23 protein-coding genes are annotated in these 26,439 nt (G+C 69.7%); 9 read left to right on the top strand and 14 right to left on the bottom strand.

All coding sequences use genetic code 11. From position 1 onward, the window contains the following. Nucleotides 1-82 precede the first annotated feature (82 nt). Nucleotides 83-1,696, top strand: coding sequence for a glutamine-hydrolyzing GMP synthase (gene guaA, locus DFQ14_RS00115; RefSeq protein ID WP_114450972.1), 1,614 nt, complete (start codon nucleotides 83-85; stop codon nucleotides 1,694-1,696). A 7-nt stretch (nucleotides 1,697-1,703) separates the two neighbouring features. Here the strand turns inward: guaA and DFQ14_RS00110 are convergent, their stop codons facing one another. Then, the gene (locus DFQ14_RS00110) at nucleotides 1,704-1,979 is read right to left on the bottom strand and encodes a hypothetical protein (protein ID WP_246195825.1); all 276 of its coding nucleotides are present in this window, start codon (nucleotides 1,977-1,979) and stop codon (nucleotides 1,704-1,706) included. Beyond that, a complete protein-coding gene (locus tag DFQ14_RS00105) occupies nucleotides 1,972-3,216 on the bottom strand; it encodes a PspC domain-containing protein (protein WP_114450971.1) in 1,245 nt (414 codons plus the stop codon). Before DFQ14_RS00105 ends, DFQ14_RS00110 begins: the two co-directional genes overlap by 8 nt. 189 nt (nucleotides 3,217-3,405) lie before the next feature. Here DFQ14_RS00105 and DFQ14_RS00100 point away from each other — a divergent pair, with 189 nt between their 5' ends. Both DFQ14_RS00100 and DFQ14_RS00095 read left to right on the top strand, forming a co-directional pair. Next, on the top strand, nucleotides 3,406-4,722 hold the full coding sequence (locus tag DFQ14_RS00100) for an ATP-binding protein (protein ID WP_246195834.1): 1,317 nt from the start codon (nucleotides 3,406-3,408) through the stop codon (nucleotides 4,720-4,722). A 64-nt stretch (nucleotides 4,723-4,786) separates the two neighbouring features. Further along, the gene (locus DFQ14_RS00095; RefSeq protein WP_114450970.1) at nucleotides 4,787-5,470 is read left to right on the top strand and encodes a response regulator; all 684 of its coding nucleotides are present in this window, start codon (nucleotides 4,787-4,789) and stop codon (nucleotides 5,468-5,470) included. A 29-nt stretch (nucleotides 5,471-5,499) separates the two neighbouring features. Here DFQ14_RS00095 and DFQ14_RS00090 read toward each other — a convergent pair whose 3' ends face one another. Beyond that, entirely contained in the window at nucleotides 5,500-6,513 is a 1,014-nt protein-coding gene (locus tag DFQ14_RS00090) for a DMT family transporter (RefSeq protein WP_114450969.1), read from the bottom strand. A gap of 119 nt (nucleotides 6,514-6,632) precedes the next feature. Here DFQ14_RS00090 and DFQ14_RS00085 point away from each other — a divergent pair, with 119 nt between their 5' ends. Continuing rightward, on the top strand, nucleotides 6,633-7,526 hold the full coding sequence (locus tag DFQ14_RS00085) for a LysR family transcriptional regulator (RefSeq protein WP_114450968.1): 894 nt from the start codon (nucleotides 6,633-6,635) through the stop codon (nucleotides 7,524-7,526). Nucleotides 7,527-7,569: 43 nt separating this feature from the next. Here DFQ14_RS00085 and DFQ14_RS00080 read toward each other — a convergent pair whose 3' ends face one another. The 6 genes from DFQ14_RS00080 to DFQ14_RS00055 all read right to left on the bottom strand — a co-directional run bounded on the left by DFQ14_RS00080 (nucleotide 7,570) and on the right by DFQ14_RS00055 (nucleotide 14,935). Next, entirely contained in the window at nucleotides 7,570-9,159 is a 1,590-nt protein-coding gene (locus DFQ14_RS00080; RefSeq protein WP_114450967.1) for a serine/threonine-protein kinase, read from the bottom strand. A gap of 177 nt (nucleotides 9,160-9,336) precedes the next feature. Then, nucleotides 9,337-10,950, bottom strand: coding sequence for a serine/threonine-protein kinase (locus tag DFQ14_RS00075; RefSeq protein WP_114450966.1), 1,614 nt, complete (start codon nucleotides 10,948-10,950; stop codon nucleotides 9,337-9,339). 559 nt (nucleotides 10,951-11,509) lie between these two features. Next, complete coding sequence (locus DFQ14_RS00070) at nucleotides 11,510-12,322, bottom strand: hypothetical protein (RefSeq protein WP_114450965.1); 813 nt, start codon at nucleotides 12,320-12,322, stop codon at nucleotides 11,510-11,512. 173 nt (nucleotides 12,323-12,495) lie between these two features. Then, the gene (locus tag DFQ14_RS00065; RefSeq protein WP_114450964.1) at nucleotides 12,496-13,683 is read right to left on the bottom strand and encodes a hypothetical protein; all 1,188 of its coding nucleotides are present in this window, start codon (nucleotides 13,681-13,683) and stop codon (nucleotides 12,496-12,498) included. 43 nt (nucleotides 13,684-13,726) lie between these two features. Further along, nucleotides 13,727-14,464, bottom strand: a complete 738-nt coding sequence (locus DFQ14_RS00060) for a PIG-L deacetylase family protein (RefSeq protein WP_114451472.1) — start codon at nucleotides 14,462-14,464, stop codon at nucleotides 13,727-13,729. 153 nt (nucleotides 14,465-14,617) lie between these two features. Continuing rightward, nucleotides 14,618-14,935: a hypothetical protein gene (locus DFQ14_RS00055; RefSeq protein ID WP_114450963.1), complete on the bottom strand. Its 318-nt coding sequence runs from the start codon at nucleotides 14,933-14,935 to the stop codon at nucleotides 14,618-14,620. 174 nt (nucleotides 14,936-15,109) lie between these two features. Between DFQ14_RS00055 and DFQ14_RS00050 the strand changes: the two genes are divergently transcribed. Continuing rightward, nucleotides 15,110-15,913, top strand: a complete 804-nt coding sequence (locus DFQ14_RS00050; protein ID WP_114450962.1) for a 3-hydroxybutyrate dehydrogenase — start codon at nucleotides 15,110-15,112, stop codon at nucleotides 15,911-15,913. An 8-nt stretch (nucleotides 15,914-15,921) separates the two neighbouring features. Here the strand turns inward: DFQ14_RS00050 and DFQ14_RS00045 are convergent, their stop codons facing one another. Continuing rightward, a complete protein-coding gene (locus DFQ14_RS00045; RefSeq protein ID WP_420810121.1) occupies nucleotides 15,922-16,215 on the bottom strand; it encodes a chorismate mutase in 294 nt (97 codons plus the stop codon). 315 nt (nucleotides 16,216-16,530) lie between these two features. Here DFQ14_RS00045 and DFQ14_RS00040 point away from each other — a divergent pair, with 315 nt between their 5' ends. Next, nucleotides 16,531-19,047 (top strand): UvrD-helicase domain-containing protein, encoded by a 2,517-nt coding sequence (locus DFQ14_RS00040; protein ID WP_114450960.1) that lies wholly within the window; start codon nucleotides 16,531-16,533, stop codon nucleotides 19,045-19,047. Nucleotides 19,048-19,057: 10 nt separating this feature from the next. On the opposite strand, the gene DFQ14_RS00035 is transcribed toward DFQ14_RS00040, so the two are convergent. Genes DFQ14_RS00035 through DFQ14_RS00025 form a run of 3 tightly spaced genes read right to left on the bottom strand, consistent with a single transcriptional unit; the run spans nucleotide 19,058 to nucleotide 21,974 of the window. Continuing rightward, nucleotides 19,058-19,402 carry a type II toxin-antitoxin system PemK/MazF family toxin gene (locus DFQ14_RS00035; RefSeq protein WP_114450959.1) on the bottom strand — a complete coding sequence of 115 codons (345 nt, stop codon included), beginning with the start codon at nucleotides 19,400-19,402 and terminating at the stop codon, nucleotides 19,058-19,060. Between the two features lie 56 nt (nucleotides 19,403-19,458). Beyond that, the gene (locus tag DFQ14_RS00030; protein WP_114450958.1) at nucleotides 19,459-21,057 is read right to left on the bottom strand and encodes an ABC transporter permease; all 1,599 of its coding nucleotides are present in this window, start codon (nucleotides 21,055-21,057) and stop codon (nucleotides 19,459-19,461) included. Beyond that, nucleotides 21,057-21,974, bottom strand: coding sequence for an ABC transporter ATP-binding protein (locus DFQ14_RS00025; protein WP_114450957.1), 918 nt, complete (start codon nucleotides 21,972-21,974; stop codon nucleotides 21,057-21,059). The genes DFQ14_RS00030 and DFQ14_RS00025 overlap by 1 nt, the downstream gene beginning before the upstream one ends. Nucleotides 21,975-22,108: 134 nt before the next feature. Here DFQ14_RS00025 and DFQ14_RS00020 point away from each other — a divergent pair, with 134 nt between their 5' ends. Next, nucleotides 22,109-22,633 carry a GbsR/MarR family transcriptional regulator gene (locus DFQ14_RS00020; RefSeq protein ID WP_114450956.1) on the top strand — a complete coding sequence of 175 codons (525 nt, stop codon included), beginning with the start codon at nucleotides 22,109-22,111 and terminating at the stop codon, nucleotides 22,631-22,633. Between the two features lie 59 nt (nucleotides 22,634-22,692). On the opposite strand, the gene DFQ14_RS00015 is transcribed toward DFQ14_RS00020, so the two are convergent. Next, on the bottom strand, nucleotides 22,693-23,436 hold the full coding sequence (locus DFQ14_RS00015; RefSeq protein WP_246195832.1) for a M23 family metallopeptidase: 744 nt from the start codon (nucleotides 23,434-23,436) through the stop codon (nucleotides 22,693-22,695). An 898-nt stretch (nucleotides 23,437-24,334) separates the two neighbouring features. Between DFQ14_RS00015 and DFQ14_RS00010 the strand changes: the two genes are divergently transcribed. Together DFQ14_RS00010 and DFQ14_RS00005 are read left to right on the top strand one after the other, a co-directional pair. Then, nucleotides 24,335-26,044 (top strand): hypothetical protein, encoded by a 1,710-nt coding sequence (locus DFQ14_RS00010; protein WP_114450955.1) that lies wholly within the window; start codon nucleotides 24,335-24,337, stop codon nucleotides 26,042-26,044. Between the two features lie 234 nt (nucleotides 26,045-26,278). After that, a partial coding sequence (locus DFQ14_RS00005) for an ATP-grasp domain-containing protein (RefSeq protein WP_179951452.1) occupies nucleotides 26,279-26,439 on the top strand: 161 nt, incomplete at its 3' end.

The raw sequence follows: 26,439 nt of genomic DNA, 5'->3' as shown, positions 1-26,439 counted from the left end.
CCGGCCGGGGTCGGTGCCGTTGCGATCCCGGCCACCTGGGACAATGGGGTGGTAGGCGGCTATCCCGGGAGGTTTCGACGACGTGTCCGACACGGCAAGCAGCAGCTCTGCTTCGCAGGATCAGGCCCGTGCCGATCAGCGGCCGGTCCTCGTCGTCGACTACGGCGCGCAGTACGCGCAGCTGATCGCCCGCCGGGTGCGCGAGACACAGGTGTACTCCGAGGTCGTTCCGCACGACACTCCGGTCGACGAACTCCTGCGCCGTGATCCGGCGGCCATCGTGCTCTCCGGCGGCCCCGCCAGCGTCTATGCCGAGGACGCACCGCAGGTCGACGGTGCCCTGTTCGACACCGGGGTGCCCGTGTTCGGCATCTGCTACGGCTTTCAGGCGATGACCTCGGCGCTCGGCGGCACCGTCGAGCACACCGGCGTCCGCGAGTACGGGCGCACCGAACTGTCGGTCACCGGCCGGGGCGGAACGCTGCACGAGGACCTGCCCGTGCACCACCCGGTGTGGATGAGCCACGGCGATTCGGTGAGCAAGGCACCCGACGGGTTCACCGTCACGGCGGGCACCCCGGACACGCCGGTGGCGGCGTTCGAGCACCCCGGACGCAGGATCGCGGGGGTGCAGTACCACCCCGAGGTGGCACACACTCCGCACGGCCAGGAGGTGCTCCGGCGGTTCCTGCACGACATCGCCGGTGTCCGTCCGCAGTGGACGACTTCTTCCATCGTGGGCGACACGGTCGCCGCGATCCGTGAGCAGGTCGGTGACCGTCGCGCGATCTGCGGGTTGTCCGGCGGTGTGGATTCCGCCGTGGCCGCCGCCCTGGTGCAGCGGGCCATCGGCGACCGGTTGACCTGCGTCTTCGTCGACCACGGTCTGCTGCGCGCGGGGGAACGCGCCCAGGTGGAGCGCGATTTCGTCGCGGCGACCGGTGTGCGGCTGGTCGTCGTCGACGCCGTGCAGCAGTTCCTCGACGCGCTGGCCGGGGTCACCGATCCCGAGGAGAAGCGCAAGATCATCGGCCGCGAGTTCATCCGTGTTTTCGAGCAGGCGGCCCGTGACCTGCAGAACGAGGCCGGCGAGGCGGGCGAGCACATCGACTTCCTCGTCCAGGGGACCCTCTACCCCGACGTGGTGGAGTCCGGCGGCGGCTCCGGTGCCGCCAACATCAAGAGCCACCACAACGTCGGCGGGCTGCCCGAGGATCTGCAGTTCGGCCTCGTCGAGCCGCTGCGCGCGCTGTTCAAGGACGAGGTGCGCCGGGTGGGGCTGGAACTCGGGCTGCCGGAGACGATCGTGCACCGTCAGCCGTTCCCCGGGCCGGGCCTGGCCATTCGCATCATCGGCGAGGTGACCGCGCAGCGGCTGGAGACGCTGCGCGCGGCCGACTCGATCGCGCGGGAGGAACTCACCGCCGCCGGGCTCGATCGCGACATCTGGCAGTGCCCGGTGGTGCTGCTGGCCGATGTCCAGTCGGTCGGGGTCCAGGGCGATCACCGCACTTATGGTCACCCGGTCGTGCTGCGGCCGGTTTCCAGCGAGGACGCGATGACCGCCGACTGGACGCGGTTGCCCTACGACGCGCTGGAGCGGATCTCCACCCGGATCACCAACGAGGTCGCCGAGGTCAACCGGGTGACCATCGACGTCACCTCGAAGCCGCCGGGCACCATCGAGTGGGAGTGAGGTGCGCCTACCGGTCGCGATACGGGCGCAGCGAGGCGACGAGCATGGCGCCGCCGATACCGATCGCACCGAGCGCCAGCACCCACTGCAGGCTCCACGGCCCCCCGACCAGGACGTAGACCGCGACGGCCAGGGTGAGCAGCCCGGCCGTCAGGGTGATCGGGTCGGGGCCGCCCCGACGCACCGGGGCGGCGGCCCGAGTGCTCGAGGGAGGCACGTCCCGGGGTGGGGTGCCCGGTTCCCGGGGAGCCGGGCTCTGAGCGGAAAAGTCGTTGTCAGCCACGGAAGACCTCCACATTGCCGGTGTCCGCCGTCAGGTCGAGCGCGATGGTGCCCCCGCCGGGGCCGTCCGCCCCGAGGTCGGTGGTTTCGACCCGGAGGTCTCGGCCCTCGCGCTGCTCGCCCAGGCAGTCGACGGCGCCCATGCCACCGGTCGAGCACCGTACTGTCGCGTCGACGTTCGGCGGGAGATACACGCTGATGTTGCCCAGCCCGATGTGGGCACTCGTGGCCAGTTGCTGCTCGTCGGCGAACCGCAGATCGTCGAGATGGAGCTCGATGTTGCCCACCGAACCGGTGTAGGTGTCGCGCACCTCGCCGATCGTGTCGGGACGCACCTCCTCGGAGGTGAATCCCCGCCACGGAGTCGGGAGCACGCTCAGCAGCATCGCCAGCGCGGCCACCGGGATCGCGAAGCCGATCAGGCCGCGACCGCCCTGCACGAACGCGCCGACGATCATCCCGGCGCCGAGCACCGCCAGGCCGACGGCGACCGCGTCGGCGGGCGACATACCGATCGCCACGCCGAGGCCACCCGCGAGCAGGGCCAGCGCGAGGGTGATGAGCGTGACCGACCGGCGATGCGTGCGCGGAGGTTCCGGCTCGGGCGACTGCTCGCCGGGCTCGGGAAGGTCCCAGGCGAACGGTGCGGCACCGAGCGGGTCCCACGACGGGGGGTCCGTGCGTTCGGTGTCGCCGGCCGTGCTGCTGCGGTTCGTGCCCGGATACACCCACGTGTTGGCGTCACCGGCGGTGGCCTGTTCACCGGCGGTGCTCTGCTCGCCTGTGGTGCCCTGCTCGCGCTGCTGCGCGGCCACGGGTGCCGATGGGCGATCACGGTGGTGGCGATGGAGCAGGTACAGGCCGAGTCCGCCGAGTACCAGACCGAACAGTCCTGCAAGGTCGGCAACGGCGAACAGTGCGGGAACGAGCAGCAGTACGAGCAGCACCAGCATCGGTCCCGAGGTGCTGCGGGAGCCGACCTCACCGGGCTTGCCGGTTCCTTCCTTCGGAAACAGCAGCCAGCCCAGCAGGTACAGCACGAGCCCGGCGCCGCCGTAGAAGGTGCCGACCACGAAGGCGACCCGCACCAGGACCGGGTCGATGCCGTACCGGCTGCCGAGGGCTGCCGAGACACCGCCGAGTTTGGCCCCCGCGCGGGGCCGCACCGGCCGGTTGGCCCAGAAGTCGCGGACCGTGTCCTCGATGCCCGCGGTTGTGTGTCCGTTCGGCCTGCTCATGGTTTCCACTATCCGGGTGCGGAGACCGTCCGGGCATCGGGGACGCCCCTGAGTCGGCCCGGAAAGGCACGGGTGCTTCCCCGATGTCCGCAGGTGTGCGCCCGTGCAACCATCGATGGTGTGAACATCCGCCCCGAGCGTTCCGTGCAAGCGGACGGTGACGAGTACCCGCCCGCCTCCGCGGACCGCCTGCGGCCGCTGCAGAACTCGGAGACGCTGCCCGAATCCGCCCGACTGCGCAGGCAGCGCTCCGGGCGGCTGGTCGCCGGTGTGGCCACGGGGACCGCTGAGCACCTGGATGTGCCGGTGCTGTGGGTGCGGGCGGTGTTCGCCGCGCTCGCCGCTTTCGGCGGGGCCGGAATCCTGGCCTACGGCCTGCTGTGGGTGTTCGTGCCACAGCAGGCCGGTGCGGAGCATCCGCCGTCGCCCCGGGAACGTCAGCAGGGCTTCGGTCTGCTCGTTCTCGGGCTCGGTCTGGCGGTCACCGTCGTTTCCTTCGGGGCGCTCCCACCGTGGCTGGCAGGCCCGCTCGCGGTGACCCTGATCGGAGCCGCGGTGGTGTGGCGGGAGGCCGACGAGTCGCAGCGGCGCCGGTGGCGGCGGAATGCCCGCTCCGGCGTGGCCGGTGCGATGCTCGGAGGGGGAGGACGCTTCGCCGCGGTGCGGATCCTCGCCGGTGTCTGCCTCGTCGTCGCGGGCATCGTGGTCTTCCTGGTGAGCAATGTGTCCGTGAGTGCACTGCAGTTCGCCCTCCTGGCGGTGTTGGCGACACTGGTCGGCGCCGCCGTGCTCACCGTGCCGTGGTGGGTGCGTCTGGTGCGCGACCTCAATGTCGAGCGCGCGAGTCGGATCAGATCCCAGGAGCGTGCCGAGATCGCGGCGCACTTGCACGACTCGGTGCTGCAGACTCTCGCGCTGATCCAGAAGCAGTCGGACTCCTCTCGTCAGGTGCGGCGCCTGGCGCGGGGGCAGGAGCGGGAACTGCGCCACTGGCTGTACGGATCGGGGGGCTACCGGGCCGCGGAATCCGGGAAGGCGGAACCGGCCCGAGCCGGGCGTGGGGAGACGGCGGCCGGGCAGGGCGAGGTCGGTGGTTCACCGGTCGCGAGCCGGGCTGTGACACTGTCCGATGAGCTCGCCCGGATCTGTGCCGATGTCGAGGACACCTTCGCGATCACGGTGCAGCCGGTCGTCGTGGGTGACTGCGCTCTTGACGAGTCGGGCACGGCGACGCTCGCGGCTGCGAGGGAGGCCGTCGTCAACGCCGCCAAGCACGCGGGAGTGGACGAGGTCAGTGTCTACGCCGAGGTGCAGCAGGAATGTGTCGAGGTTTTCGTACGAGACCGGGGTGTCGGTTTCGATCCGGACGATGTCCCCGCCGATCGGCACGGGCTCGCCGACTCGGTCCGGGGCAGGATGGAGCGCAATGGTGGGCACACCCGTCTGCGCACCGCGGCCGGGGCCGGGACCGAGGTGCAGTTGAGAATGCCCCGTTCCGGCCGCTGAGCCGGGGACGAGTCCGGGGAAGGTACGGCAGGCACGGAAGCCGGCCGGGAGAAGGGGAGTTGCGATGACCGGTGCAGAAGACGACGGCGAACGGACCGGCCCGGTACGGGTGTTTCTGGTCGACGACCATGCCCTGTTCCGTGCCGGCGTGCGGGCCGAGCTCGCCGATGCGGGGGATCGGGTCGAGGTGATCGGTGAGGCCGGCTCGGTGGACGAGGCCGTGGCCGGGATCGGCCACTTCGCACCCGAGGTCGTCCTGCTGGATGTGCACATGCCGGACGGGGGCGGTTCCGAGGTGCTGCGCCGGGTGCGCGACAGGCAGCCGGAGGTGGTGTTCCTGGCCCTGTCGGTGTCCGATGCCGCCGAGGACGTCATCACGGTCATCCGTGGTGGTGCCCGCGGGTACGTGACGAAGACGATCTCCGGGAGGGAGCTCGCGGACGCGGTCTGCCGCGTGGCGGGTGGGGACCCGGTGTTCTCGCCGCGGCTGGCCGGGTTCGTGCTCGACGCGTTCTCACAAGGCCCGGACTCGGCGCCGATTGGCGATCCCGAACTCGACCAGCTCACTCCGCGGGAACGGGACGTGCTGCGGTTGCTCGCGCGCGGCTACGCCTACAAGGAGATCGCCTCGGAGCTGTTCATCTCGGTCAAGACGGTCGAGACGCACGTGTCCAGCGTGCTGCGCAAGACCCAGCTGTCGAACCGCTACGAGCTGTCCCGCTGGGCCTCGGACCGCCGTCTGGTGTAGGCCCGGCGGTTCTCGCGAAACCGCCGGGATCACCTCGACGGGTGGCCGCACTGCGCCGTGGTGGACACCTCGGGGTCTTCGGAGTCGCTGCGCCGGGCTGTGGCCTCGACGCGGGCAGCCTGCCGTGAACCGGGTCCCGGCGAGCCGGTCCCCTGCCTGCTCAGCGCGACCCCGACCAGTACGACGGCCATGCCGACCAGGACGCGCGGCCCGAACTGCTCGTTCAGGACCAGCCAGCCGAGCAGCACCGAGACCAGGGGCATCAGGTAGGTCACGGTGGAGGCGGTCGTGGCGCCCTCATCGGAGATGATTCGCATGTTCAGCGCGAAGGCGAAGCCGGTGCCGACAATGCCCAGCACGGCGACGGCGAGCAGCGGCACCGGATCGAGTGCCACGGGCTGAAGCCCACCCACGGGAAGCGCGAGCAGTCCGAGTCCGGTGGCGGCCGTCATCTGCATCGCGGCGACGCCCAGCGGCGGCAGCTGCTGCCCGTCGACCCGGGCATCGGTGAGGCTGCGGCCGATGTAGACGAAGCCGATGCCGTAGCTGACGGCGGCTGCCAGGCATGCCAGCGCGCCCCAGCCGAAGGCGCCGCTTGCGGTCCACGGCGCCAGAATCACCACGACCCCGGCGAAGCCGAGCAGCAACCCGGTGAACCGCACCGGCGTCAGTGACCGCTCCGTGCCGAACAGCAGCCCGAACAGGACCGTCCACAGTGGCGTCGTTGCGTTGAGTACGCCGGTCAGCCCGGACGAGACGGTCTGTTCGCCCAACCCGAACAGCACCCAGGGCAGGGTGTTGCCGAACAACGCGGCGATGGTGATGGTGCGCCAGAGTCCGCGGGCTTCGGTGGTGGCAGCGCCGCGGAGCCGGATACCCCGCAGCGCGCACAGCAGGAGGAGGACGATCGCTCCGAGAGTGATGCGGGCGACGGCGACCTGCGTCGGCGACAGAGCCTCCAGACCGATCTTGATCAGCAGGAAGCTGGCGCCCCATACCAGTGCCAAAGCCCCCAGCCGCAGGTAATTCGCCGGATTGTTCACGGTTGCACCCGCTCCTCTCGCACTCCGCGATGTCTCCCTCTCCACGGTGAGGCCAGGAAGGAGTAAGGACAAGTGAAAATAACTACACCGACTTTTCAGAGAAACTGTATCGTGGGGTCATGCTGGACGTACGTCGGATGCAGGTACTGCGGGCAGTGGTGACCAGCGGCTCGGTCAGCGCCGCCGCGACCAACCTCGGCTACACGCCGTCCGCGATCAGCCAACAGCTCTCGGCTCTGGAGCGGGAGGCGGGCATATCGCTGCTGGAGAAGGTCGGGCGCGGGGTACGCGCGACCCCGGCGGGCATGCTGCTGTCGGAACGGGCGGGCATGCTGTCCGAACTGCTCCACACGACCGAGACCGAACTCGCCGACCTCCGTGCCGGACGTACCGGCCTGCTGCGGGTGCGGTTCTTCCAGAGCGCCAGTGTCGCGCTGATCCCGCCCGCCGTGGCGAAGTTCCGCGCCGAGCGCCCCGAGGTCCAGCTCGACCTGCGCATGGTCGAACAGGGAGCTCTCGATCAGGTGACCGGCGGCGAGGCCGATGTCGTGGTCCTGGTGGTGGGACGCGACGTTCCCGGAGCGCGGGGCGTGCGCATGCTGCACCTCGTCGACGAGCCGTACCGCGTGGTGCTTCCCCGGGGACATCCGCTGTGTGACGAGGAACCCGTCGACCTCGCTCAGCTGTCCGGGGAGTCGTGGATCCACGGGGGACTGGCACCGGGCCCGTGCACCGAGTCGCTCACGGACGCGTTCGCCTCCGCGGGGTTCGCTCCGGCGGTGGCCGTCGAGGCGGACAGTCCCCAGGCCGCCCAGGGGTTCGTGGCTGCCGGGCTCGGCGTCTCGCTGCTACCGCGGTTGGGACTGGACATCGTGCACCCCGGTGTTGTGGTGCGCACGGTGCGCAATCCCGAGCCGGTGCGGCGGATCTACGTCGGCGTGCGCGAAGCCGTCGCCGACCAACCCGCCACCCGGGCACTGCTCACGGCCCTGTTCGATTCCGCGGGCACCTGAGGAACCGGCACCCCGGAGGGACGCCCCGATCGGTAGTGCTCTGTCACAGCCGGGTGTCGGTGTTGATCAGCAGCTTGTCGCCCTTGGCGACGAAACCGAGGAGGCGTTTCTCGGTGCTCTTGCCGTCGTCCGTCTTGTAGCGCAGCTTCACCAGCACCCTGTTGCCGAGGGCTTGTGGCTTGCCGAGGATCTTGACGTCGTCGACCGAATCCTCCCACCAGTCCTCGTAGGAGTCCTTGCCCGTCTGCTTCATCTTCGGCCCGAGCATCGACCACGCCTTGTCCACCTTGTCGGGAAGCAACGAGTAGTACTTCTTGACGGTGGCTTCCAGCTCCTTGCCCGATACCTTCTTCTCGCTGGCCCGTGGTGCCGAGCTCGGCGTGTTGTCGGTGGGGGGCGTGCTGCTGGTCGTGGGTGCCGTGGTCGTGGGCGCCGACGTGGCGGGCGGTGCCGGTGCCGGTGCGGGGGCGGAGGTATCGGGGGTGTCCGACGGCTGCGCACTCGATTGCTGCTCGCTGCCGCTGCTGCCGAAGGCGTTGGCGACCAGCACTCCGAGCAGGATCGCCGCTGCCACGGCAGCGGCCCACAACGCACGCTGCCGGGACTTCGTGAGTCCGGGCGAACCGGCGGATGCGTTCTCCCCGCCTCCGGTGGGCGGTTGGTCGGCGGGGGAGGGCGGGGCGATGCGGGTGCCGCCGGATTCCTGCGGAGCCGGATGCGCGGAGGCCACTGCCGTCGGAGCCGGACCCGGCCCCGGCGGGGCAGCAGCAGGGGCGTGTTGCCGCCCGCCGGTGTCACCGGTGGCCGGCGGCCGTCCGTCGGCCACGGCCTGCAGGAGGCCCTGCGCCTGCGCCATGGTGGGCCGTTCCACGGGGTCGGGCTGCAGCAGCTGCATGAGCGCGGCCGTCATCGGCCCGCCCTGCCGGGGCGGTTCCACCTGGCCGCGCGAGACCCGGTGCAGCAGGCTGATGGCGTTCTCGTCCACGCCGAACGGCGGGTATCCCTCGATCGCGGCGTACAGGGTCGATCCGAGGGAGAACACGTCCGAGGCGGGTTCCGGATCCCGGCCGAGCGCGACCTCCGGAGACAGGTACGCGGGCGTACCGGCCAGGATGCCGCTCTTGGTGACCGCCACGTCGCCGATCGCCCGCGAGATTCCGAAGTCGGTGATCTTGGCCTGGCCGTCGTGCCCGAGCAGGATGTTGCCGGGTTTGAGGTCACGGTGCACGATGCCCGCCAGGTGGGCGGCCGCGAGCGCGCCGGCGACCTGGGCGCCGATCCGGGCGACTTCCAGCGGTGGGAGCACGCCGCGCTCGGCGATCATCGACGCGAGGCTGGTGGAGGGCAGGTACTCCATGACCAGCACCGGCTGGCCCTCGTCCTCGGCCACGTCGAAGACCGCGATCGCGTTCTGGTGCTGCAGCCGTGCCGCGATGCGTCCCTCGCGCATCGAGCGCTCACGGGCTTCCTCGGTTTCGGCGTCGGTTTGGCCGGACTGGAGCAGTAGTTGCTTGACCGCGACCGTGCGCTGGAGGCGCTCGTCGACGGCGCGCCACACGACCCCCATCGCGCCGCTGCCGATTTGCTGGTGCAGCCGGTAGCGGCCCGCGATCAGACGCCCTTCGTCGCTCACACGTGTCTCCTGGTCCTGGCGGTGCCGGTGGCGGGACGGTTCCGACCGGCATCCCGCGGCCGACTTCACTCGACGCCCGCAACGGTACTGGGCGCGCGATCCCGATCAGGGGCCGGGCACGGTCGGGCGTGGAAACCCACCGGAGCGGGCCCCCTGACCGAGCCTGCCCGGCCACGCTCAGCTCGCGACCGGTGAGGCCACCGAGCCGGAAGAGCCGCCGCCGCCGGTGTTGTCGCCGCCGGAGGCGTTGTTCCGGGTGTCGTCGGTGCCGTCCCCGCTGGGATCGGGATTCCCGGTGGGGCCGGTGGGGTCGGTGGGATCGGGATTCCCGGTGGGGCCGGTGGGGTCGGTGGGATCGGGATTCCCGGTGGGGCCGGTAGGACCGGTGGGGCCGGTGGGGCCGGGATTCCCGGTGGGGCCGGTATCTCCGTCTGGTTGCCGCTCCGTGGTATTCGGCGGCTGCTGCGGGGACGAGGTCCGCTGCTGCGTTTCCTCCGAGGCGTCCGTCTCGTCGCTCGGATACACCGTCGTCCACTGGCGGATGGTGGTCGAGTCCGGTGCCACCGGTGGGGGAGCCTGCCTGCTGTTTCCCGGGTTCCCGGCGGTGTCCACCGGTGTCCCGCCGTCCTGGTTGCCCAGGAACGCCGACGTCACCAGGACGGAGACGACGGCGGCGGCCGCCAGTGCGATACCGGAGATCAGCACCGGGCGGTTGTTCCTCCCCGAATCGGCCAGCGCCGCGTCCCCGCGCGTGTCCTTGCCCATGTAGGCGACGGCATCGGTGTACGCGTCCTCGCTGTAGGGGTCCTCCTCGTAGATCGAGCCCGCTGCGATGGTGGTGCCGTCCCGGCCGACCGTATTGCCGACCGTATTGGTGGGGGTCAGGTCCGGCGCGCTGGTCGCGGCCGCGGAACCGGGTGCCATCGCAGGCGGGATCGGCGTGGGCGTGGACGGGACCGAGGTCACGGCCTGGCCATCGGCGACCGTCTGCAACATCTCGTGCACCTGCGCCATGTCCGGGCGGTCCTGGACACGAGCTTGCAGCATCGCCATCAGCGGCTCGGTCATCGGCCCGGCCTGCTGCGGTGGTTCGGCACGACCCGCGGCCACGGCGTGCAGCAGCGCCAGCGTGTTCTCGCTCTGCCCGAACGGAGGACGGCCCTCGATCGCCGCGTACAACGTGGCACCGAGGGAGAACACGTCCGAAGCTCCCGTGGGCTCCTCGCCGCAGGCGACGTCGGGTGAGAGGTAGGCGGGCGTACCCGCCAACATCCCGGTCTTGGTGACCGCCACATCGCCCTGGGCACGGGAGATCCCGAAGTCGGTGATCTTCACCGTGCCGTCGTCGCCGAGCAGGATGTTGCCGGGCTTGATGTCGCGATGCACCACTCCCGCGGAGTGAGCGGCGCCGAGCGCCGAGGCCACTTGAGCACCGATCCGCGCCACCTCCCGAGGAGGCAGCGGACCGTGCTCGGACATCATCGACGCGAGGCTGGTGGAGGGCAGGTACTCCATGACCAGCACCGGCTGGCCCTCGTCCTCGGCCACGTCGTAGACCGATACCGCATGCGCGTGCTGCAGCCGGGCCGCAATCCGGCCTTCTCGCATCGCCCGCTGCCGTGCTTCCTCGGCTTCACCCGGATCCAATCCGGGCTGCAGCAACAACTGCTTGACCGCGACCGTGCGGTGCAGGCGCTCATCGACACACTCCCACACCACACCCATCGCGCCACTGCCGATGCGCCGCTGCACTCGGTAGCGTCCGGCAACCAGACGGCCTTCGTCGCTCACCGACGTCTCCCCGTACTGCTCTCGGCACCCGGATGGTCGTGTTCGGCATCGGTGCATCTCACCGAACAGCGAACCCACCGGATGCCGGTGGATTTTGGCGGGCCGGGTTTCGGCCCTCCGACATGGACAACGCTTGTTTGGCGGCCGGGATCGGCCCGTGGCAATCCGACCGCGATACAGCAGCCTAGCCGACGCCCTCCCAATGTAACCCCGAAGTGTGGAGATCCGTGATCGGTGAGTTGTGTTCCGTGTCCGGGTGCCGCCGCGCGCGGTGAAGCACCACCGGATCCGTTGCCCGGTCGAACATCATTTCCGCAGTCCATATCCGGTGCGGGTGCGTGGTTCTCCGGGCACGGCAGTGTGGAAACGGTCTCTCGAAGAGGTGGGCGGGAGTGCGTGTCCCCCGCGGTGTGCGTCTGCTCGGAACGAGCATTCGTGGCATGGTGCGCGCCGCCGGTGAGTCAGGTCGTTGCCGCATTGTTGTGAGAATCCCGATGCTCGGCTGCCGAGTGCTGCGCCGTCCGGCGGTATTCCTGCCGGCCTCGCACGTGCTCGGTCGTCATGTGTGTTTGGCGGCCAATAGCTCGATCCCGGTGATGTACGGGCTGGTGCCCATGTTCACGGTGAACAGGTGCCGCAGGACAACGCGCCTGCCGTCGGGGTGCTCCGCCGTGAGTGTGGCGACCACCGAACCGTCCCGGCGGGGCCGGGTTCCCTGCGTGCGCACCGAGTCCAGCGCGTGCCAGGCCTGTACCACGTCGGTGCGTTGCGTGGCGAGAAGCTCGGGAGAAACCAGACCCATGGCGCGGCCGGGATCGGTGCCGAGCAGCCGATGGAACTCGGTGACCAGCAGGGCTGCCGACCTGGGGGTGCCGGCCAGCGGATTCGCCTGCCCCAGCCCGTGGGCCGAACCCGGTTCGGGGTGCGATCTGCCGAGAAGGTCGTCGAGGCGGAGCGAGCCGGATTCCCGGCCGGAGTGTCGCTCCGCGGCGAGCGGCAGGCGGACGCTGTGCAACAGGTCCGGACGCAACGCCTGTGCGCCCGTGATCGGCTCCGCACGGACAGCGGGCCGAGCCGGGGAGTTCGTCGACGACCGTTGCAGGATCAACGAAGTCGTCGCCGTTCCGCCGCACAGCGCCAGGACGGTCAGCAGGACTCCGGTCACGTGCAGGGCTCTCGGCGGGGAAGGGGGCTGCGGGAGGGTCGCCGTGTCGTGCTCGCCGGAGGTGCCCGGTTGCCGTGCGTGACGGCCGGTTCCGGCGTCGGTCGGCGCTTTCCGGACCGGCCCGGTCCGGTGATCGATCAGTTCGGCGGCGTCGAGGGGCCGTCGCCGACCATGGGTGCGCCCACGGCCGGGGAAGTCGGAATCCATCGTTGTACGTCTCGCATGTTTCGTGTCTTCGCGTTCTCGGGTACCTCGGTCGCGGAGACCGCTCGCACGAACCTTGACCGCTCTTTCGGGGAACACACGAGAGCGGACGGTCGCGTCTTCGCTCGAAGAGGGAAAGATTGCGGGTCGGTGCACATTCGGATGGAGCAACGTTGCTACCGGCGGCTCCTTCGGGGAATGAGGGTGTCGGCGGTGATCCGGGGTTTCTCCTCGTCGGTGAACTCCAGCTTTCGCCGTTGAGTGGTCACCGTTTCGTCCTCGCGGACGATGCGCAGAGTGGTCACGGTGCCGGTGTCGCGCACGGAACTGTCGAGAACCTCGATGGAGGCTGCGCGGGCATAGCGGGACGCGAAGCTCTCGTATCCCCGCGCGCGCAATGTTCCGGCGGTCAGGGCGAAAGCGTCGCGGAGATCGCCGCGGGCCACGGACGCGAAGTACTGTTCCGTGCGCTGCCGGACGGCGTCGTCGTCGGTGGACGAGGAACCGGCCGGATCGAGGTTGTCGCTGTTCTCGGATGATGCGGCCACCCCGGGCGATTCGGCAGCGGAGCTCTCGCCGCCGGAGCTCTCGCCGCCGGAGCTCTCGCCGCCGGAGCTCTCGCCGCCGGAGCCCTCGCTACCGGAAGTGGCGGCCGCATATCCGGGGTCGGTGGGTTCCACATCGGTCGGTTCGCTGCTGTCGGACGTGTCGCCGAGAGCGAGCACATCACCGATGGGAAGCACTCCACGGAGGAGGTTCTCACCGGGGAACTCCTCGCCCGGAGGAGCGCCGGGGAGCAACCCTGCACCCGGCTCGTCCGGAGGCGTCTCGTCACCCGGCGTGGGCGTCGACGGGGTGGCGGAACCACTCGGCCGCGGTGAGGACGCAGCACCGGACCGGTCGGAGGCGCCCGCCTGCTCCGGAACCGCTGCAGCGATCTCCGTGTGCGGGAGGGAGGGCGGGCGCGGTTCCAGGGTCACCGATCCGGTCGTCCCCGTGGGAGGTGCGTGATTGCCCACCTCGGGCAGCGGCGGGTAGTCACCCCCTCGCGGTCTGCTCGGCAGGTCCAGCCCCTGGATGGACGTGGTGTTGCCCATCAGCGCCGCCGTCGCGAACATGAGTCCGCCCAGGGTCGCTGCCGAGGAAGCGACCGCGAACCATGCGGCTCGTCGCCAGGTCGGTGGTGGGGTGACCGAGGCGGGAACCGTGCCGAGGTCGAACTTGTACAGGCCACCGTCCGGGTGGGTGTCCTCGAGCGGGTCGCGCGGGGGGTGCTGCGGAGTCGGGGTGGTGGATTGGTGCGGTGCAGGGGTGACCGGCCCTTCGATCCTGCCGGTCCAACCAGTGGGTTTGACGCTGTGCATGAGATCTCGACTTTCTGCCGCCCGCTCGGGCGGCCGAGCTCACTCAGGCCGTATCGACCACGTGGAATACCTCGGCGAGACGGTCCGGCGCCGGGCCGTACCGTTCGGCGTTTCCTTCCAGATGCTGACGGATCAACCCTTCGAGATCGTGGAGGCGCGCGGTCTGGGAGTGGTGTGCGCGGAGTGCGGCCATCTTCGTGTCGAACTGCTCGGTGATGTCGACCGCGCGGTTGATCCGCTCCTGCGAGGACTCCGACATCCACAGCTGGGAGACCGTCCAGGGTTGTAATCCGTGCTGCTCGAGCAGATCCGGGTGGGCGGACGCGTTGCGCGCGTCCGGATAGATCGCGGCGAGCGTGGCCTCGCCGACCGCGCGGTGATCCGGATGCGAGATCGTCACGGCGTCCCAGTTGATCTCCGGGGAATGCGTGACGACCACATCCGGGCACACCGTGCGGATCACCTTGGCGATGTCTCGCCGCAGTGCGAGGTTCACGGTCATCTGGCCGTCCCGGTATCCCAGGAAGACGACCTCGGCGACCCCGGCCGCTTCGGCGGCCGCGCGTTGCTCCTGCTGCCGGAGTTCGGGGACGTCCGCCCGCGACGTGCCGTCGAAGGCTCCGGCCTCCCCGGACGTGCAGACGCAGTAGGTGACTTCCACTCCCGCCGCCGTCCACGTTGCGACGGTGCCCGCGCAGCCGAAGTCGACGTCATCGGGGTGCGCGGTGACCACGAGTGCCCGCCGGAAGTCGGCGGAGGCAAGATCCGGTGCTGTGGTCATGACCACAGGTTAGGACCTTGCCGGATCATGTGCGTTACGGGTACCCGCCATCACGGCAAGTAACACACCTTCGTGTAGCCGTGTCCCATTGACGGAATCACCACTCGCCGGCTCGCAGCCGTGCGATGTCAGAGTCCGGAGGAATGCTCGACCTCAGTACTCGCCGTTGCGGAAGCGGGTCCGGCTGCTCTGCAGCGCCTGGACCGAGGCGAGGCCACCGCCTCCGCCGAGCAGGATGGCCACGATGTCCATGCCGGTGCCACCGCTGGAAAGCAGCAGGGCCAGCAGGGTGACACCGAGAGTGGCTCCGGCGACCGGCATGCGTGTCCGGGCGAATTCGGCAGCGGGCCCGCCGCCGGGACGCTTGCGTGCCGCCGTCGAGAGCATCGCCAGATAGCCACCGTGCCCGGCCGCGGCGACAACGGCGACGAGCGTGACGAGAAAGGCCACCACATCCACAACAGCACTCATACGTGAGAGTCTCCTCCCTTCGATCCGTGTCCGGTACCGGGGAAAACCCTGACTTTTCGGGCGAGCCGCCCATCGGCAAGCCGCGGATCGGGTGACACCGCGGCACCTGAAGCGACAACCCACCGCGTCTCGGCTATGGCCTCCGGGAGCGTGTTCCCCTTAAGTTTCTCGACCATGGGTGACAGCTCTGCTCCCGCGCCCGGCCCCGACGCGGGGAGTGCAGCAGGGAGCGCAGGGGACCTCACAGGCAAGCGGGCGGTCGTCACGGGTGCGGGCAGCGGCATCGGCGCGGCCGTGGCCCGGCGGCTCGCCGCGACGGGAGCCACCGTGGTAGCCGTGGACCACGCCGCAGCGGAGGTGCGGGCGGTGGCGGCGGAGATCGGCGGCCATCCGCTCGTGATGGATCTGAGCGACCCGGAGACCGCCGCTGCTGCCGGCGAGGGTGCCGACATCGTGGTCAACAACGCCGGGATGCAGCATGTGGCCCCGGTGCACCGATTTCCTCCGGACGTCTTCTCCCGCCTGCTGACCGTGATGGTGGAATCGCCGTTCCGGATCATCCGCGCGGCGCTGCCCACCATGTACGCGCGGTCCTGGGGGCGCATCGTCAACGTCTCCTCGGTTCACGGCCTGCGTGCGTCACCGCTGAAAAGTGCCTACGTGACCGCCAAGCACGGTCTGGAAGGGCTGTCGAAGACGGTCGCACTCGAAGCCGCGGGCTACGGGGTAACCTCGAACTGCATCTGCCCCGGCTACGTGCGCACGCCGCTGGTGGAGCAGCAGGTCGCCGACCACGCGACCCTGCACCGCGTCCCCCGCGAGCAGGTGATCGAGGACGTGCTGCTGGCTCGCACCGCCGTGAAACGCCTGGTCGAGCCCGACGAAGTCGCCGAACTCGCGGCCTGGCTGTGCGGCCCGGCGAGCAGTTCGGTCACCGGGGCCTCGTTTCCGATGGACGGAGGGTGGGGCGCCCACTGACCGCTCGTCTAGTGACCGAGGCGACCCCGGCCGAGGCGCAGCAGGATCATGGCGAGCTCGCGACCCTCCGGGCCGAGCTCACGGTAGCGGGCGAGTACATCCATTTCGCGGTTGTAGACGATGCGGGGTCCGCCCTCGGCCATCCGGGCCGCGCCGATCTCGCGCGAGACCTCGGCACGCCGCTTGATCAACCGCAGGATCTCGGCGTCGAGGTGGTCGATCTCGTCCCGCAGAGCGCTGATCGAGCTCTCGTCGGGCTGTTCCGGGGCAGGGGTGTCCCAGCGCTGCTGTTCGTCGTCCACGGTGGTGCTCACGGGTTTCGTCCTCCGGTGCGTGGGCCCCGGCCTCGACCCGGATACGTGAACGCCCCGGGTCCGAGGACTCCGGGGCGGCGTAGTGGTTTGAGCTCACGCGACTACGGGCGCCGGAGTCCGGGCCCGTAAAAAAACTCGTGGTCGCGTGTCAGCACACCCCCAGTGTGCCACAGCACCTTCCTCCCCGGCCATGCGGCGGCACAGCCATCCCAACGAGCGGGACGACCCGCCGCGGGCGGTGCGGAACCGGCCGGCACTCGGCTTCGGTGATCCGTCGGAGCCTGCCGGTACTCTGAACAGTCGATGAGCGCCCTATTCGACCTCCCCCACGACAGCTCCTTCCAGCGCGGAGACACGGTCGCGGCGACCGGCTCTCCGGAACCGCAATCGGCACGGGAGCACGATCCGGGGGCGTTGCTGGACGACCTCAACCCGCAGCAGCGCGAGGCGGTCACCCACAGCGGCTCCCCCCTGCTGGTCGTGGCGGGCGCCGGATCCGGCAAGACCAAGGTGCTCACCCACCGCATCGCCCACCTGCTGGACGTGCGAGGCGTGCATCCCGGCGAGATCATGGCGATCACCTTCACCAACCGGGCCGCCACCGAGATGAAGGAACGCGTGGTCGACCTGATCGGCCCGCGCGCCACTGCGATGTGGGTCTCGACGTTCCACTCGATGTGCGTGCGGATCCTGCGGCGCGAGGCGAAGGCGCTCGACCTCTCGTCGAACTTCTCCATCTACGACGCCGACGACTCCCGCCGGCTGATCACGCTGGTCGGCCGGGACCTGGAGTTGGATTCCAAGCGCTACCCCGTGCGCACGCTGGCCGCGCACGTGTCGAACCTGAAAAACGAGCTGATCACGCCCGACGAGGCGGCCGAGAACGCGGGCAACGACCTGGAACGCAAGGTCGCCGACGTCTACGCCGCCTACCAGCGCAGGCTCGCCGACTCCAACGCGATGGACTTCGACGACCTGATCATGCGCACGATCGAGCTGCTGCAGGGATTTCCCTCGGTGGCCGAGCACTACCGGCGCCGCTTCCGGCACGTACTGGTCGACGAGTACCAGGACACCAACCATGCGCAGTACGTGTTGGTGCGCGAGCTCGTCGGTGTGCCGGATGACGACGGCGACCCGGGGGACGGCTCTCGCAACGAGGCCGGGTCCGGGGCGAGTGCGGTCGAACCGGCGGAGCTGTGCGTGGTCGGTGATGCCGATCAGTCGATCTATGCCTTCCGTGGCGCGACGATCCGCAATATCGAGGAGTTCGAGCGCGACTACCCGCGGGCGCGCACGATCGTGCTGGAGCAGAACTACCGCTCCACGCAGACGATCCTGTCGGCCGCGAACGCGGTGATCAGAGGCAATGCCGACCGTCGGGACAAGCGGCTGTGGAGCGATGCGGGCCAGGGCGATCCGGTCGTCGGCTACGTCGCCGACAACGAGCACGACGAGGCGGCCTTCGTCGCCGCCGAGATCGACCGGCTCGTCGATCGGGGCGCGGCGACCTTCGGTGATATCGCGGTGTTCTACCGGACCAACAACCAGTCCCGCGTGTTCGAGGAGGTCTTCATCCGGCTCGGGCTGCCGTACCGGGTGATCGGCGGGGTGCGGTTCTACGAGCGCCGCGAGATCCGGGACGCACTCGCCTACCTGCGGGTACTGGACAATCCGGACGACACGGTCAACCTGCGGCGCATCCTCAACGTGCCCAAACGCGGTATCGGCGACCGCGCCGAAGCCGTGGTGGCGGCCCACGCGGAGCAGGAGCGGATCTCGTTCGCCGCGGCGCTGCGGCAGGCGGCGGCCGGTGAGCTCAAGCTGCTCAACACGCGCGCGCAGCGGGCCATCGCGGGCTTTCTGGACCTGCTGGACGAGTTGCGCGGTGTCGCGGCGGAGTCCGATGTCGCGGAAGTGCTGGACACGTTGCTGGAACGCACCGGGTATCGCGGCGACCTCGAGGCCAGTGACGACCCGCAGGACGTCAGCAGGCTGGAGAACCTCACCGAACTGGTCACGGTCGCGCGGGAGTTCACCGAGACCCGTGCACAGGAGGGAACCGCGGCAGCGTCCGAGGGAGATGTCGAGGCGTCGGCGGAGGCGGTGGTGGCTCCGGCCGAGCCCGCCTCCGGGGAGGCCGACGAAGCCGTGCCGGGTATTCCCGCCGATGATTCCCTGGCGGCCTTTCTGGAACGAGTGTCGCTGGTGGCTGATGCGGACGCGCTGCCCGAGTCCGGCGACGGCATGGTCACGCTGATGACCCTGCACACCGCGAAGGGGCTGGAGTTCCCCGTCGTGTTCTCCACCGGCTGGGAGGACGGTGTCTTCCCGCACAATCGGGCGCTCGGCGATCAGACGGAACTGGCCGAGGAACGCAGGCTGGCCTATGTCGGCATCACGCGGGCCCGCCGGGGGCTGTACCTGTCGCGTGCGTTGATGCGCTCGGTGTTCGGGCAGCCGGTGACCAATCCGGCCTCGCGGTTCCTCGACGAGGTTCCGGAGGAACTCGTGCAGTGGCGGCGTACCGAGCCGGAACGCGCCGCGCCGCAGGTGCGCAGCACCTGGGGCGGTCGTGGCGGTGGTTTCGACCGCGGCGGCTCGGGATCCGGCCCGCGTTCGGCCTCGGGGCAGGACTGGAAGAACACCGTGGCGATCAAGCTGTCCGCCGGTGATCGGGTCAATCACGACAAGTACGGACTGGGTACGGTGTTGGCCACCGAAGGGGAGGGGGCCCGGGCGACGGCGACCATCGACTTCGGCGACTCCGGCACCGTGCGCCTGATGCTCATCGGCAGCGTCCCGCTGCAGAAGTTGTGAGCACCGTTGCTCACAGAGCGAGAACTCGGCGGAGGCCGTGGTCGAGTTCCTGGAGAAGATTCCCGGGAACGGTGCCGACCCACTGCCGGCAATCGTGTTTGTCGAGCGTGACCGGAGAGGTCACGTTGGCGACGGAATCCCGAGGAAGTCCGGTGGCCACGGCAGGCAGGAAGACATTGCCGGGCATGGTGGCCAGATCGGTGTTCGAGGTGACCACGACGGCGATCACGGTGGCCAGCCTGCTCGCGTTGTACGGGTCGGATTGGATCACAACCACGGGACGGCGTTCGGCGGGTCGGCTTCCCACGGGAGCACCGAGGTCGACCCAGTGCACCTCGCCGCGCCCGATCCCCACTCGTCGTCGCTCTCGGCCAAGCGCACGCGACCGGCATGGGCGGCTCTCGATGCCCTTCACCTCACGTCGCGGCGGCGAAAACCGGTCAGCCCGGCCAGTACCAGTGCCGTGGCGAGAGCGACGAGCACGATGATCGGGCCCGCGGTGAACTCGGCACCGGGAAGCTGCGGGGTGTGCGCGAACGGGGAGAGATCGGAGACCCACTCCGGCAACTGCAGCAGCGGTCCGAACATTCCGAGGAAGACCACACCGGCCAGAGCTGCCCAGACCAGGCCGATCGCGGCGGGTGCCAGACCGAACAGTGTCACGGCGAATCCGGCCAGAACCCACAGCGCGGGCAGGTGGGTCAGTGCCCCGGCCAGGACCGCTGCAGCATCGACGACCTCCCCGGTGGTGCCCGCATACACCACTCCCGCGCCGAGTCCGGCACCACCGAGCACGAGCACGCTTCCCGCCAGCGTCGCGACCAGGTGGCTGCTCGCCCAGCGCAGGCGGGACAGTGGCGCGCCCCCCAGCAACGGTTCGAGCCGCCCGGAGGCCTCCTCGGAACGCAGCAGCAGGGTGGCCTGAAGCGCATAGCCGGTGCCGACCATCGCCATCAGGGACATGTACGTCGCCAGCAGCGTCTCCGTGGCCGCCGCCGAACCTCCCAGACGGGAGAAGTAGCGTCGCGCCATCTCGTTCTCCGCCACGAAGGCCGCTGCCTGATCCGCCATCGACCCGATGAAGAGTCCGAACAGGACGAAGGCGACCATCCAGCCGATGAGGACGCCACGTTGCAGCCGGAACGCCAACGCGATCGGTCCCGCCAACCATCCCGACGCCTCCGCCCGGCCGAGTCCGGCACGCACCAGTCCCGCACCCTCGTCCCGCCGTGTCCGCAGTACGTAGGCGGTGATCACGAGCACCACGGTCAGGCCGAGTGCCGGCAGTAGCGGCCACCATCGCCCGTCGACATAGGCGCGGGTGGCCTGCGCCCACCCGATGGGCGACAGCCACGACAGCGTCCCGGTGCCGATGTCTCCCGCCGCTCGCAGTGCGAAGGCGAGTCCCAACAGCGCGGCAGCCAGCCCGGTGGCCGCCCGGCTGTGCTCCATCAGCTGTGCGGTCACGGCGGCCATCCCGGTGAAAACCACTCCGACCGCGGTCATCGATGCCGCGAACAGCAGTGACCCCGCCAGGCCGAGTTGGGCCGGGCTGCTCACCAGGCCCAGTGCCAGGATCCCGCCGAGCAGCAGGTTGGTGCCGAGTCCCACGGTCAGCGTGGCGGTCATTGCCGCGTGACGGCCGACGACCGCCGCGCGGATCAGCTCGGCCCGCCCGCTTTCCTCCTCGGCGCGGGTGTGCCGGACGACCAGCAGGATGCTCATCAGTGCGAATGCCACCGCCGTGAAACCGCCCAGTTCGTTGGCGGTCATGGCTCCGAAGGTGTAGTTGTCGAGTCCGTGGCCGGGTCCGCTGAGCGCCACGGTGGCAGGGTTGTTCATCAGTGCGGCGCGGGCCTGCCGGTCGTCGGCGTCGGCGTAGATGCCCGGGAAGGAGGCCACGCTGCTCACCACGGTGGCGGCGATGGCCAGGATCCACACCGGGATGCGGATACGGTCCCGCCGCAGGATCAACCGGATCAGCGATCCGGTGCCCGACAGTGTGGTCATCATGCCCCCGTTCGCACGCCGCTCGAGGGGGAGCGGTCCTGCTCGTAGTGCCGCAGGAACAGCTCCTCCAGCGTCGGTGGTTGGCTGGTCAGGTTGCGCACTCCGGCCGCGCTGAGGTGTCGCAGCACGCCGTCCAGTGCGGTGGTGTCCACCTCGCAGCGCACGTGGGTGCCATCGGTTTCCAGGTCGTGCACTCCGGAAAGTTCTCCCAGCCCGGTCGGTGCGGTGCTCAGCTCGGCCGAGATCGAGGTGCGGGTGAGGTGCCGCAGCTCGGCCAGCGTTCCGGACTCCACCGTGCGCCCGTCGCGGACGATCGTCACCCGATCGCACAGTGCCTCCACCTCGGCGAGGATGTGGCTGGACAGCAGCACTGTGCGCCCGTTGCGTCGCTCCTCGCCGATGCATTCCCGGAAGGTCTCCTCCATGAGCGGGTCGAGACCGGAAGTCGGCTCGTCGAGGACGAGCAACTCCACGTCGGAGGCCAGTGCCGCGACCAGCCCCACCTTCTGGCGGTTGCCCTTGGAGTAGGTGCGGGCCCGCTTGCGGGGGTCGAGATCGAAGCGGTCCAGCAGCTCTGCCCTGCGTTGCGGGTCGATCCCGCCGCGGAGCCTGCCGAGCAGGTCGATGACCTCTCCTCCGGACAGGGTCGGCCACAGGGTGACGTCGCCGGGAACGTAGGCCAGGCGCCGGTGCAGGCTCGTGGCATCCCGCCAGGGATCACCGTCGAGCAACCGTGCCGTCCCCGCGTCCGCGCGCAGCAGGCCGAGCAGGATGCGGATCGTCGTGGTCTTTCCCGCGCCGTTCGGACCGAGAAAGCCGTGTACCTCGCCGGTGCGCACGCTCAGATCGAGCCCGTCGAGCGCACGGGTGCGCCCGTAGTGCTTTTCCAGTCCGGAGACCGTGATCGCGGTGGTCATGTTCTCTCCTGCAGCCGGTGTGGCGGGTCTGCCCGTCACACCGTGCAAGTTACACCTTCTTCATTAATTCGTGAATATCGAGAACAAGGTAAACTCGGTAGCCGGAAGAAGCGGTGTGTCGAAGGAGAGCCACGATGACCGAGCACGAGGGTGAGCCCGGCCATGGTGGTGGCTCCGGTCGCGACGAGGACGCGGTGGCACGGTTCGTCGAGCGGTTCGCCCTGGAACTGGCCGACGGCGGCGTGCCGCGCATGGCCGCCCGGGTGTTCACGTACTTGCTCGTCTCCGACGACGGCAAGCGCACTGCGGGCGAGCTCGCCGAGTCACTGCAGGTCAGTCCTGCCGCCATCTCCGGAGCGGTGCGATATCTGACCCAGGTCGGCCTGGTCACGCGGGAACGGGAACCGGGACAGCGGCGCGATCGCTACCGGGTCCACGATGACACCTGGTACGAGTCGTTCGCGCAGCGGGACGAGCAGCTCGGGCGCTGGGAGCGGACCATCCACGACGGTGTCCGGGCGCTGGGGGCGGACAGTCCGGCCGGTCGACGCATCGCCGAAACCGGCGAGTTCTTCGGGTTCCTGCGGCGGGAACTGCCCGTGCTGATGGAGAAGTGGCGGCAGCGCCGTGCCGCCGGTCGCGGACCCGGACCGGGGTGAACGCGAAGTCCGCGGGAGGTCGCTGTACCGGGCAGGCAGGTCCGCTGTGCACCGTCCACTCAGGTGACGTCGACGCCGTGCTCCCGCAACCACGGAACCGGGTTGATCTTCTTGCCGCTGGTGTTCCACACCTCGAAGTGCAGATGCGTGCCGGTGGAAAAGCCCCGGTTGCCCATCGTGGCGATCTGATCGCCGGCCTCGACCCGCTCGCCCTCGTTCACGGTGATCGTGTTGATGTGCCCGTAGACGGTGACGGTGCCGTCGTCGTGCAGGATGCGGACCCACAGGCCGAAGCCGCTGGCGGAGCCGGCTTCGATGACCGTGCCCTCGGCCACGGCCTTGATCGGCGTGCCCGTGCTGTTGGCGATGTCGATGCCGTAGTGCGTGGTGCCCCAGCGGCCACCGTATCCGGAGGTGAACCGGCCTTCGGCGGGAGCCACGTAGTCCGGCTGCCGGGCCTCTCGGAGCGCTGCCTGCCGTGCGGCCTCGGCCGCTGCACGTTCCTTGGCGATTCGCTCGCTCTTGGCGAGCTGGCGCACCTCGGCATCGGACTCGGAAGGCTTGGCCACGGGCAGGACCTGCGGGGCCGGGGCGGCTCCGCCCACGCCATTCGCGCTTTTCGCCGTGTCGCCCGCCGACGCCGTATCGCTTGCGTCGGCCACGGAGCCGAAGGAAGCCGCGGCATTCTGCCCGCTCGCCAGGGGGGCGTACTCGTCGTGACCGGTGTCGGCCTGTTCCTCCTCCGCGGCCATCGCCTGGCCGGCTGCCGCGAAGGCGCCTGCGGCGACGGCCGCGACCACGATGCGGCCGCGAACTGCCGACGAAGGAGAGGGAACCTTGGTCCTCCCCCGTCTACTGGGAGGCTCGCTGTCGCGAGAGTCCTCCGGATCCGGGGAAGTGTGTTGGCCGCCGGGGGAGCGGTATTGAGCCAATGCTTGCCCTTCCGTCTTCGGGGAGCCCGATCACGCTGGCCGGGTGGGGACCCGGGCCGGTTCGGGGGTTACCGGCCATTGCCTTGTTTCGTGATCGGACCGTGACAACGGACGGGGGGACGGTAACCATGCTGATCCCCTAGGGGCAAATCCCGATCATGGAAGAGCGGCCCTTCGGCGTTCGTGAGTGCGCGGTGGCGCGCGTGCGTACACAACGTGCTCGCAACGTTCCGAATGATGTGCACGAAGTGCGACTACCTGCGTCTTTGTGGCTTGCACAACTGTCCCCCAAAGGACCAACAACAGGCGGTGTTGACTGACTGTGTGTGCTTGCCTGCCAAGTTGAGTGATTGATTTCACAAAAGAAGGGCCTCTTTTTGTCATGTGCGACTACTCCGAATGGGCGTCACTCCCTGCGGGGTCGCCTTCCGGAGCCCCGAGAGACGGTGCTTCACTTCTCCGGGACTGAAAGGGTCAAGAGCGGCAGGCCGCAAGCTTCGGACTCACGAGAGTGAATTTGGCGGGAAGGTGGTTACACCGGGCATGTCCCGGCGATCGCGGGACCCGTCCGATGCCGCTGCGCCGATCGAAGGGGATCGGGTGGATTCCCGATCCGTATCCGGTGGTTGCTAGCGTCGGCGCGGTGAGTGTGCGGTCCGACAACTCGCCCGGTGACTCTCCCGCCTCTTCGGGTGCGTCAAGGCAGGCACGCGGGACTCCTGCGCGGTCGCCGGATCAGCAGGCTCGTGAAGGAAACCCGGGCAGCCGGATGATCGTGGCGATCGGTATCGCCGTTCTGGGTGCTCTCCTGACCGCGCTCGCGCCCCTGCTCGGATTGGTGACGCCGCAGCGACCGCCCGCCTTCGCGTCATGGCCCCTGCTGCTGATTCTGGGCGTGTTCCCACCGGTGTTGGCCACCGCGTTCGCCCGCAAGCAGCGAATCGACTCGGCCGCGGGTGTCCTGATCGGAACCGCACTGCTGGTGCCCGGACGGCTGGTTCTCGATGCCCGGCTGCTCGACGACGCGGGCCTGGCGGCACGTCCGTCCCTGCTGCACCCGCACGATCTCGCACCCTTGGCACCCTCGATCGGCCTGTGGGTACTTCTGGCCGGCCACGTCGTCTCGGGCATTGCCGGCTTGGTCGCGGCCCGTTGCCGCGAGCGTGTGCCCGACCCCATCCCGGGGTCGGGCTTCGAGACCGGTGCGCTCGATGATCGGGGAGGCGGGCTCGACTCGACCGGCACCGGTGCTCGCAACCAGGGTTTGCTCGCCGCCGTGCTGTTCGCGACGGTGCCCGCGTCGGCCGGGGTGCTCATGGCGCAGTTCGCTTCCGATGACCCGTACCTGTTGCCGAAAGCGGCAGTGGATTCACCGGCACTGGGTTTGCTGGGGGCTCTGCTGCTCGCGGTCGGCGTGCCGACGGCGGGTGGCTGGTTCGTGAGCTCGGCCGACCCCGACTTCGCGCGTGGGGGGTTGCTGGGACTGGCCGCCGCAGTGGCGGGTGTCGCGGTGCCGCCACTGTTCGCGGCTGCGGTGCTGGAGCGGCTGCACTACGGCTGGGGTGCCCTGCTGGAGCTGCTGAGTGTGTTGGTGCTGGCCTGGCTGTCGATACCTGCCGGGCGGACTTCCCCGGGTGACCGCGGGGAGGAGACCGCCGATGTGCGGTTGCCCGGACTTTCCCGCTTGCTCGCGGTCTCCGGTGTGCTGGGGATGCTCGCGGGTGTCTCGGCGGTGGCCGCTACGGCGATGCCGCAGTTGACCATGCCGCTCGGGTCCGGTGAAGTGACCCCGTATGCGGCGCCGATGCTGCTGCCCGCCGGGTTGGCGGTCGCCATCGTGGGAGCCGCGATGCTTTCCCCCCGTGCAGGGGTGCTCGTCCGGCCCGCACTGCCCGTGGCCTGCGCCGCCCTGCCACTGGCAGGGGCGGCCACATTGGACACGGTGCTCACGGCCGCACAGGCGACCGGTGCGCACGCGGGGATCGGTGCCTGGGCGACCGGCTTTGCCGTGCTGTTGGCGGTGGCCGCCGCGCTCGTGGCAGCGGTGGCGGGAGGTGTCGAGCGCGACGAGGCCGATCTGACCGAACTGTCGCTGCATCGTGCGGTGGGCCGGCTGTCGGTGCCTGCCGCCCTGCTGGCACTCGGCGCGTTCGGCCTGCCGGTGGTGACGGCGCCGGACTACACGCCGCCGGGAGTGTTCACCGGATTCAGCACGACCTCCTGGGGGCTGGTGGTGGCGCTGGTGTCGGTGCTGGTCGCCGTGGTGCTGGCGCCGCTGTGTCGCCCGGCTCGTGCTGCGGCACTGCCGGCCGGTGCGGCGGTGGTCGTGCTCGTGCGCGTGCTGGAACTGCCGCTGACCGCCGGGCGTGCCGAGGGCTCGGGACCGGGTCCGGGGTTGTGGTGCGGCCTGGCCTGCCTGGTGATCCTGCTGATCATGTCCGCTTTCGCCGCGCGCCGGGGAGCCGCCGAGGCGAGGTGACTTCCCCGGTCTTGCGGCGCTCGCCGGTACGTGTTGTTGTTTTTCTCGTCACTTCCCGATGCTGTCTCGGGCGTACGAGTGGCACGTGAACTCGGTCGATTCGAGTGCTGAATCGATTCGAGCGCGGTGCGGGACGTCGTGGCGTGAGCGAGTTCACCGGGATGCGCCGCCCCAAGCGTCATCGCAGGTCGATATGGTCATCCGCGTCTGACACCGACGTCGCAGGAGAGTCGAGTGGATCTGTACGAGTACCAGGCGAAGGAGCTCTTCGCCGCCCACGGAGTGCCGACGCTGCCCGGCTCCGTGGCCACTGATCCGAACGGGGCCAAGGCAGCCGCTGAAGAACTCGGCGGACCTGTGGTGGTCAAGGCCCAGGTCAAGGCCGGAGGACGGGG

The sequence above is a fragment of the Halopolyspora algeriensis genome (assembly GCF_003337235.1).
GTDB lineage: Bacteria > Actinomycetota > Actinomycetes > Mycobacteriales > Pseudonocardiaceae > Haloactinomyces > Haloactinomyces algeriensis.
This window is presented reverse-complemented; position numbering and strand designations above follow the sequence as displayed.

Bases quoted from the DNA above. Each gene is read 5' to 3' on its own strand.
- DFQ14_RS00105 (WP_114450971.1), bottom strand. From the start codon at position 3,216: ATGAGCAGGCCGAACGGACACACAACCGCGGGCATCGAGGACACGGTC.
- DFQ14_RS00095 (WP_114450970.1), top strand. From the start codon at position 4,787: ATGACCGGTGCAGAAGACGACGGCGAACGGACCGGCCCGGTACGGGTG.
- DFQ14_RS00085 (WP_114450968.1), top strand. From the start codon at position 6,633: ATGCTGGACGTACGTCGGATGCAGGTACTGCGGGCAGTGGTGACCAGC.
- DFQ14_RS00070 (WP_114450965.1), bottom strand. From the start codon at position 12,322: ATGGATTCCGACTTCCCCGGCCGTGGGCGCACCCATGGTCGGCGACGG.
- DFQ14_RS00065 (WP_114450964.1), bottom strand. From the start codon at position 13,683: ATGCACAGCGTCAAACCCACTGGTTGGACCGGCAGGATCGAAGGGCCG.
- DFQ14_RS00060 (WP_114451472.1), bottom strand. From the start codon at position 14,464: ATGACCACAGCACCGGATCTTGCCTCCGCCGACTTCCGGCGGGCACTC.
- DFQ14_RS00055 (WP_114450963.1), bottom strand. From the start codon at position 14,935: ATGAGTGCTGTTGTGGATGTGGTGGCCTTTCTCGTCACGCTCGTCGCC.
- DFQ14_RS00050 (WP_114450962.1), top strand. From the start codon at position 15,110: ATGGGTGACAGCTCTGCTCCCGCGCCCGGCCCCGACGCGGGGAGTGCA.
- DFQ14_RS00040 (WP_114450960.1), top strand. From the start codon at position 16,531: ATGAGCGCCCTATTCGACCTCCCCCACGACAGCTCCTTCCAGCGCGGA.
- DFQ14_RS00030 (WP_114450958.1), bottom strand. From the start codon at position 21,057: ATGACCACACTGTCGGGCACCGGATCGCTGATCCGGTTGATCCTGCGG.
- DFQ14_RS00025 (WP_114450957.1), bottom strand. From the start codon at position 21,974: ATGACCACCGCGATCACGGTCTCCGGACTGGAAAAGCACTACGGGCGC.
- DFQ14_RS00020 (WP_114450956.1), top strand. From the start codon at position 22,109: ATGACCGAGCACGAGGGTGAGCCCGGCCATGGTGGTGGCTCCGGTCGC.
- DFQ14_RS00010 (WP_114450955.1), top strand. From the start codon at position 24,335: ATGATCGTGGCGATCGGTATCGCCGTTCTGGGTGCTCTCCTGACCGCG.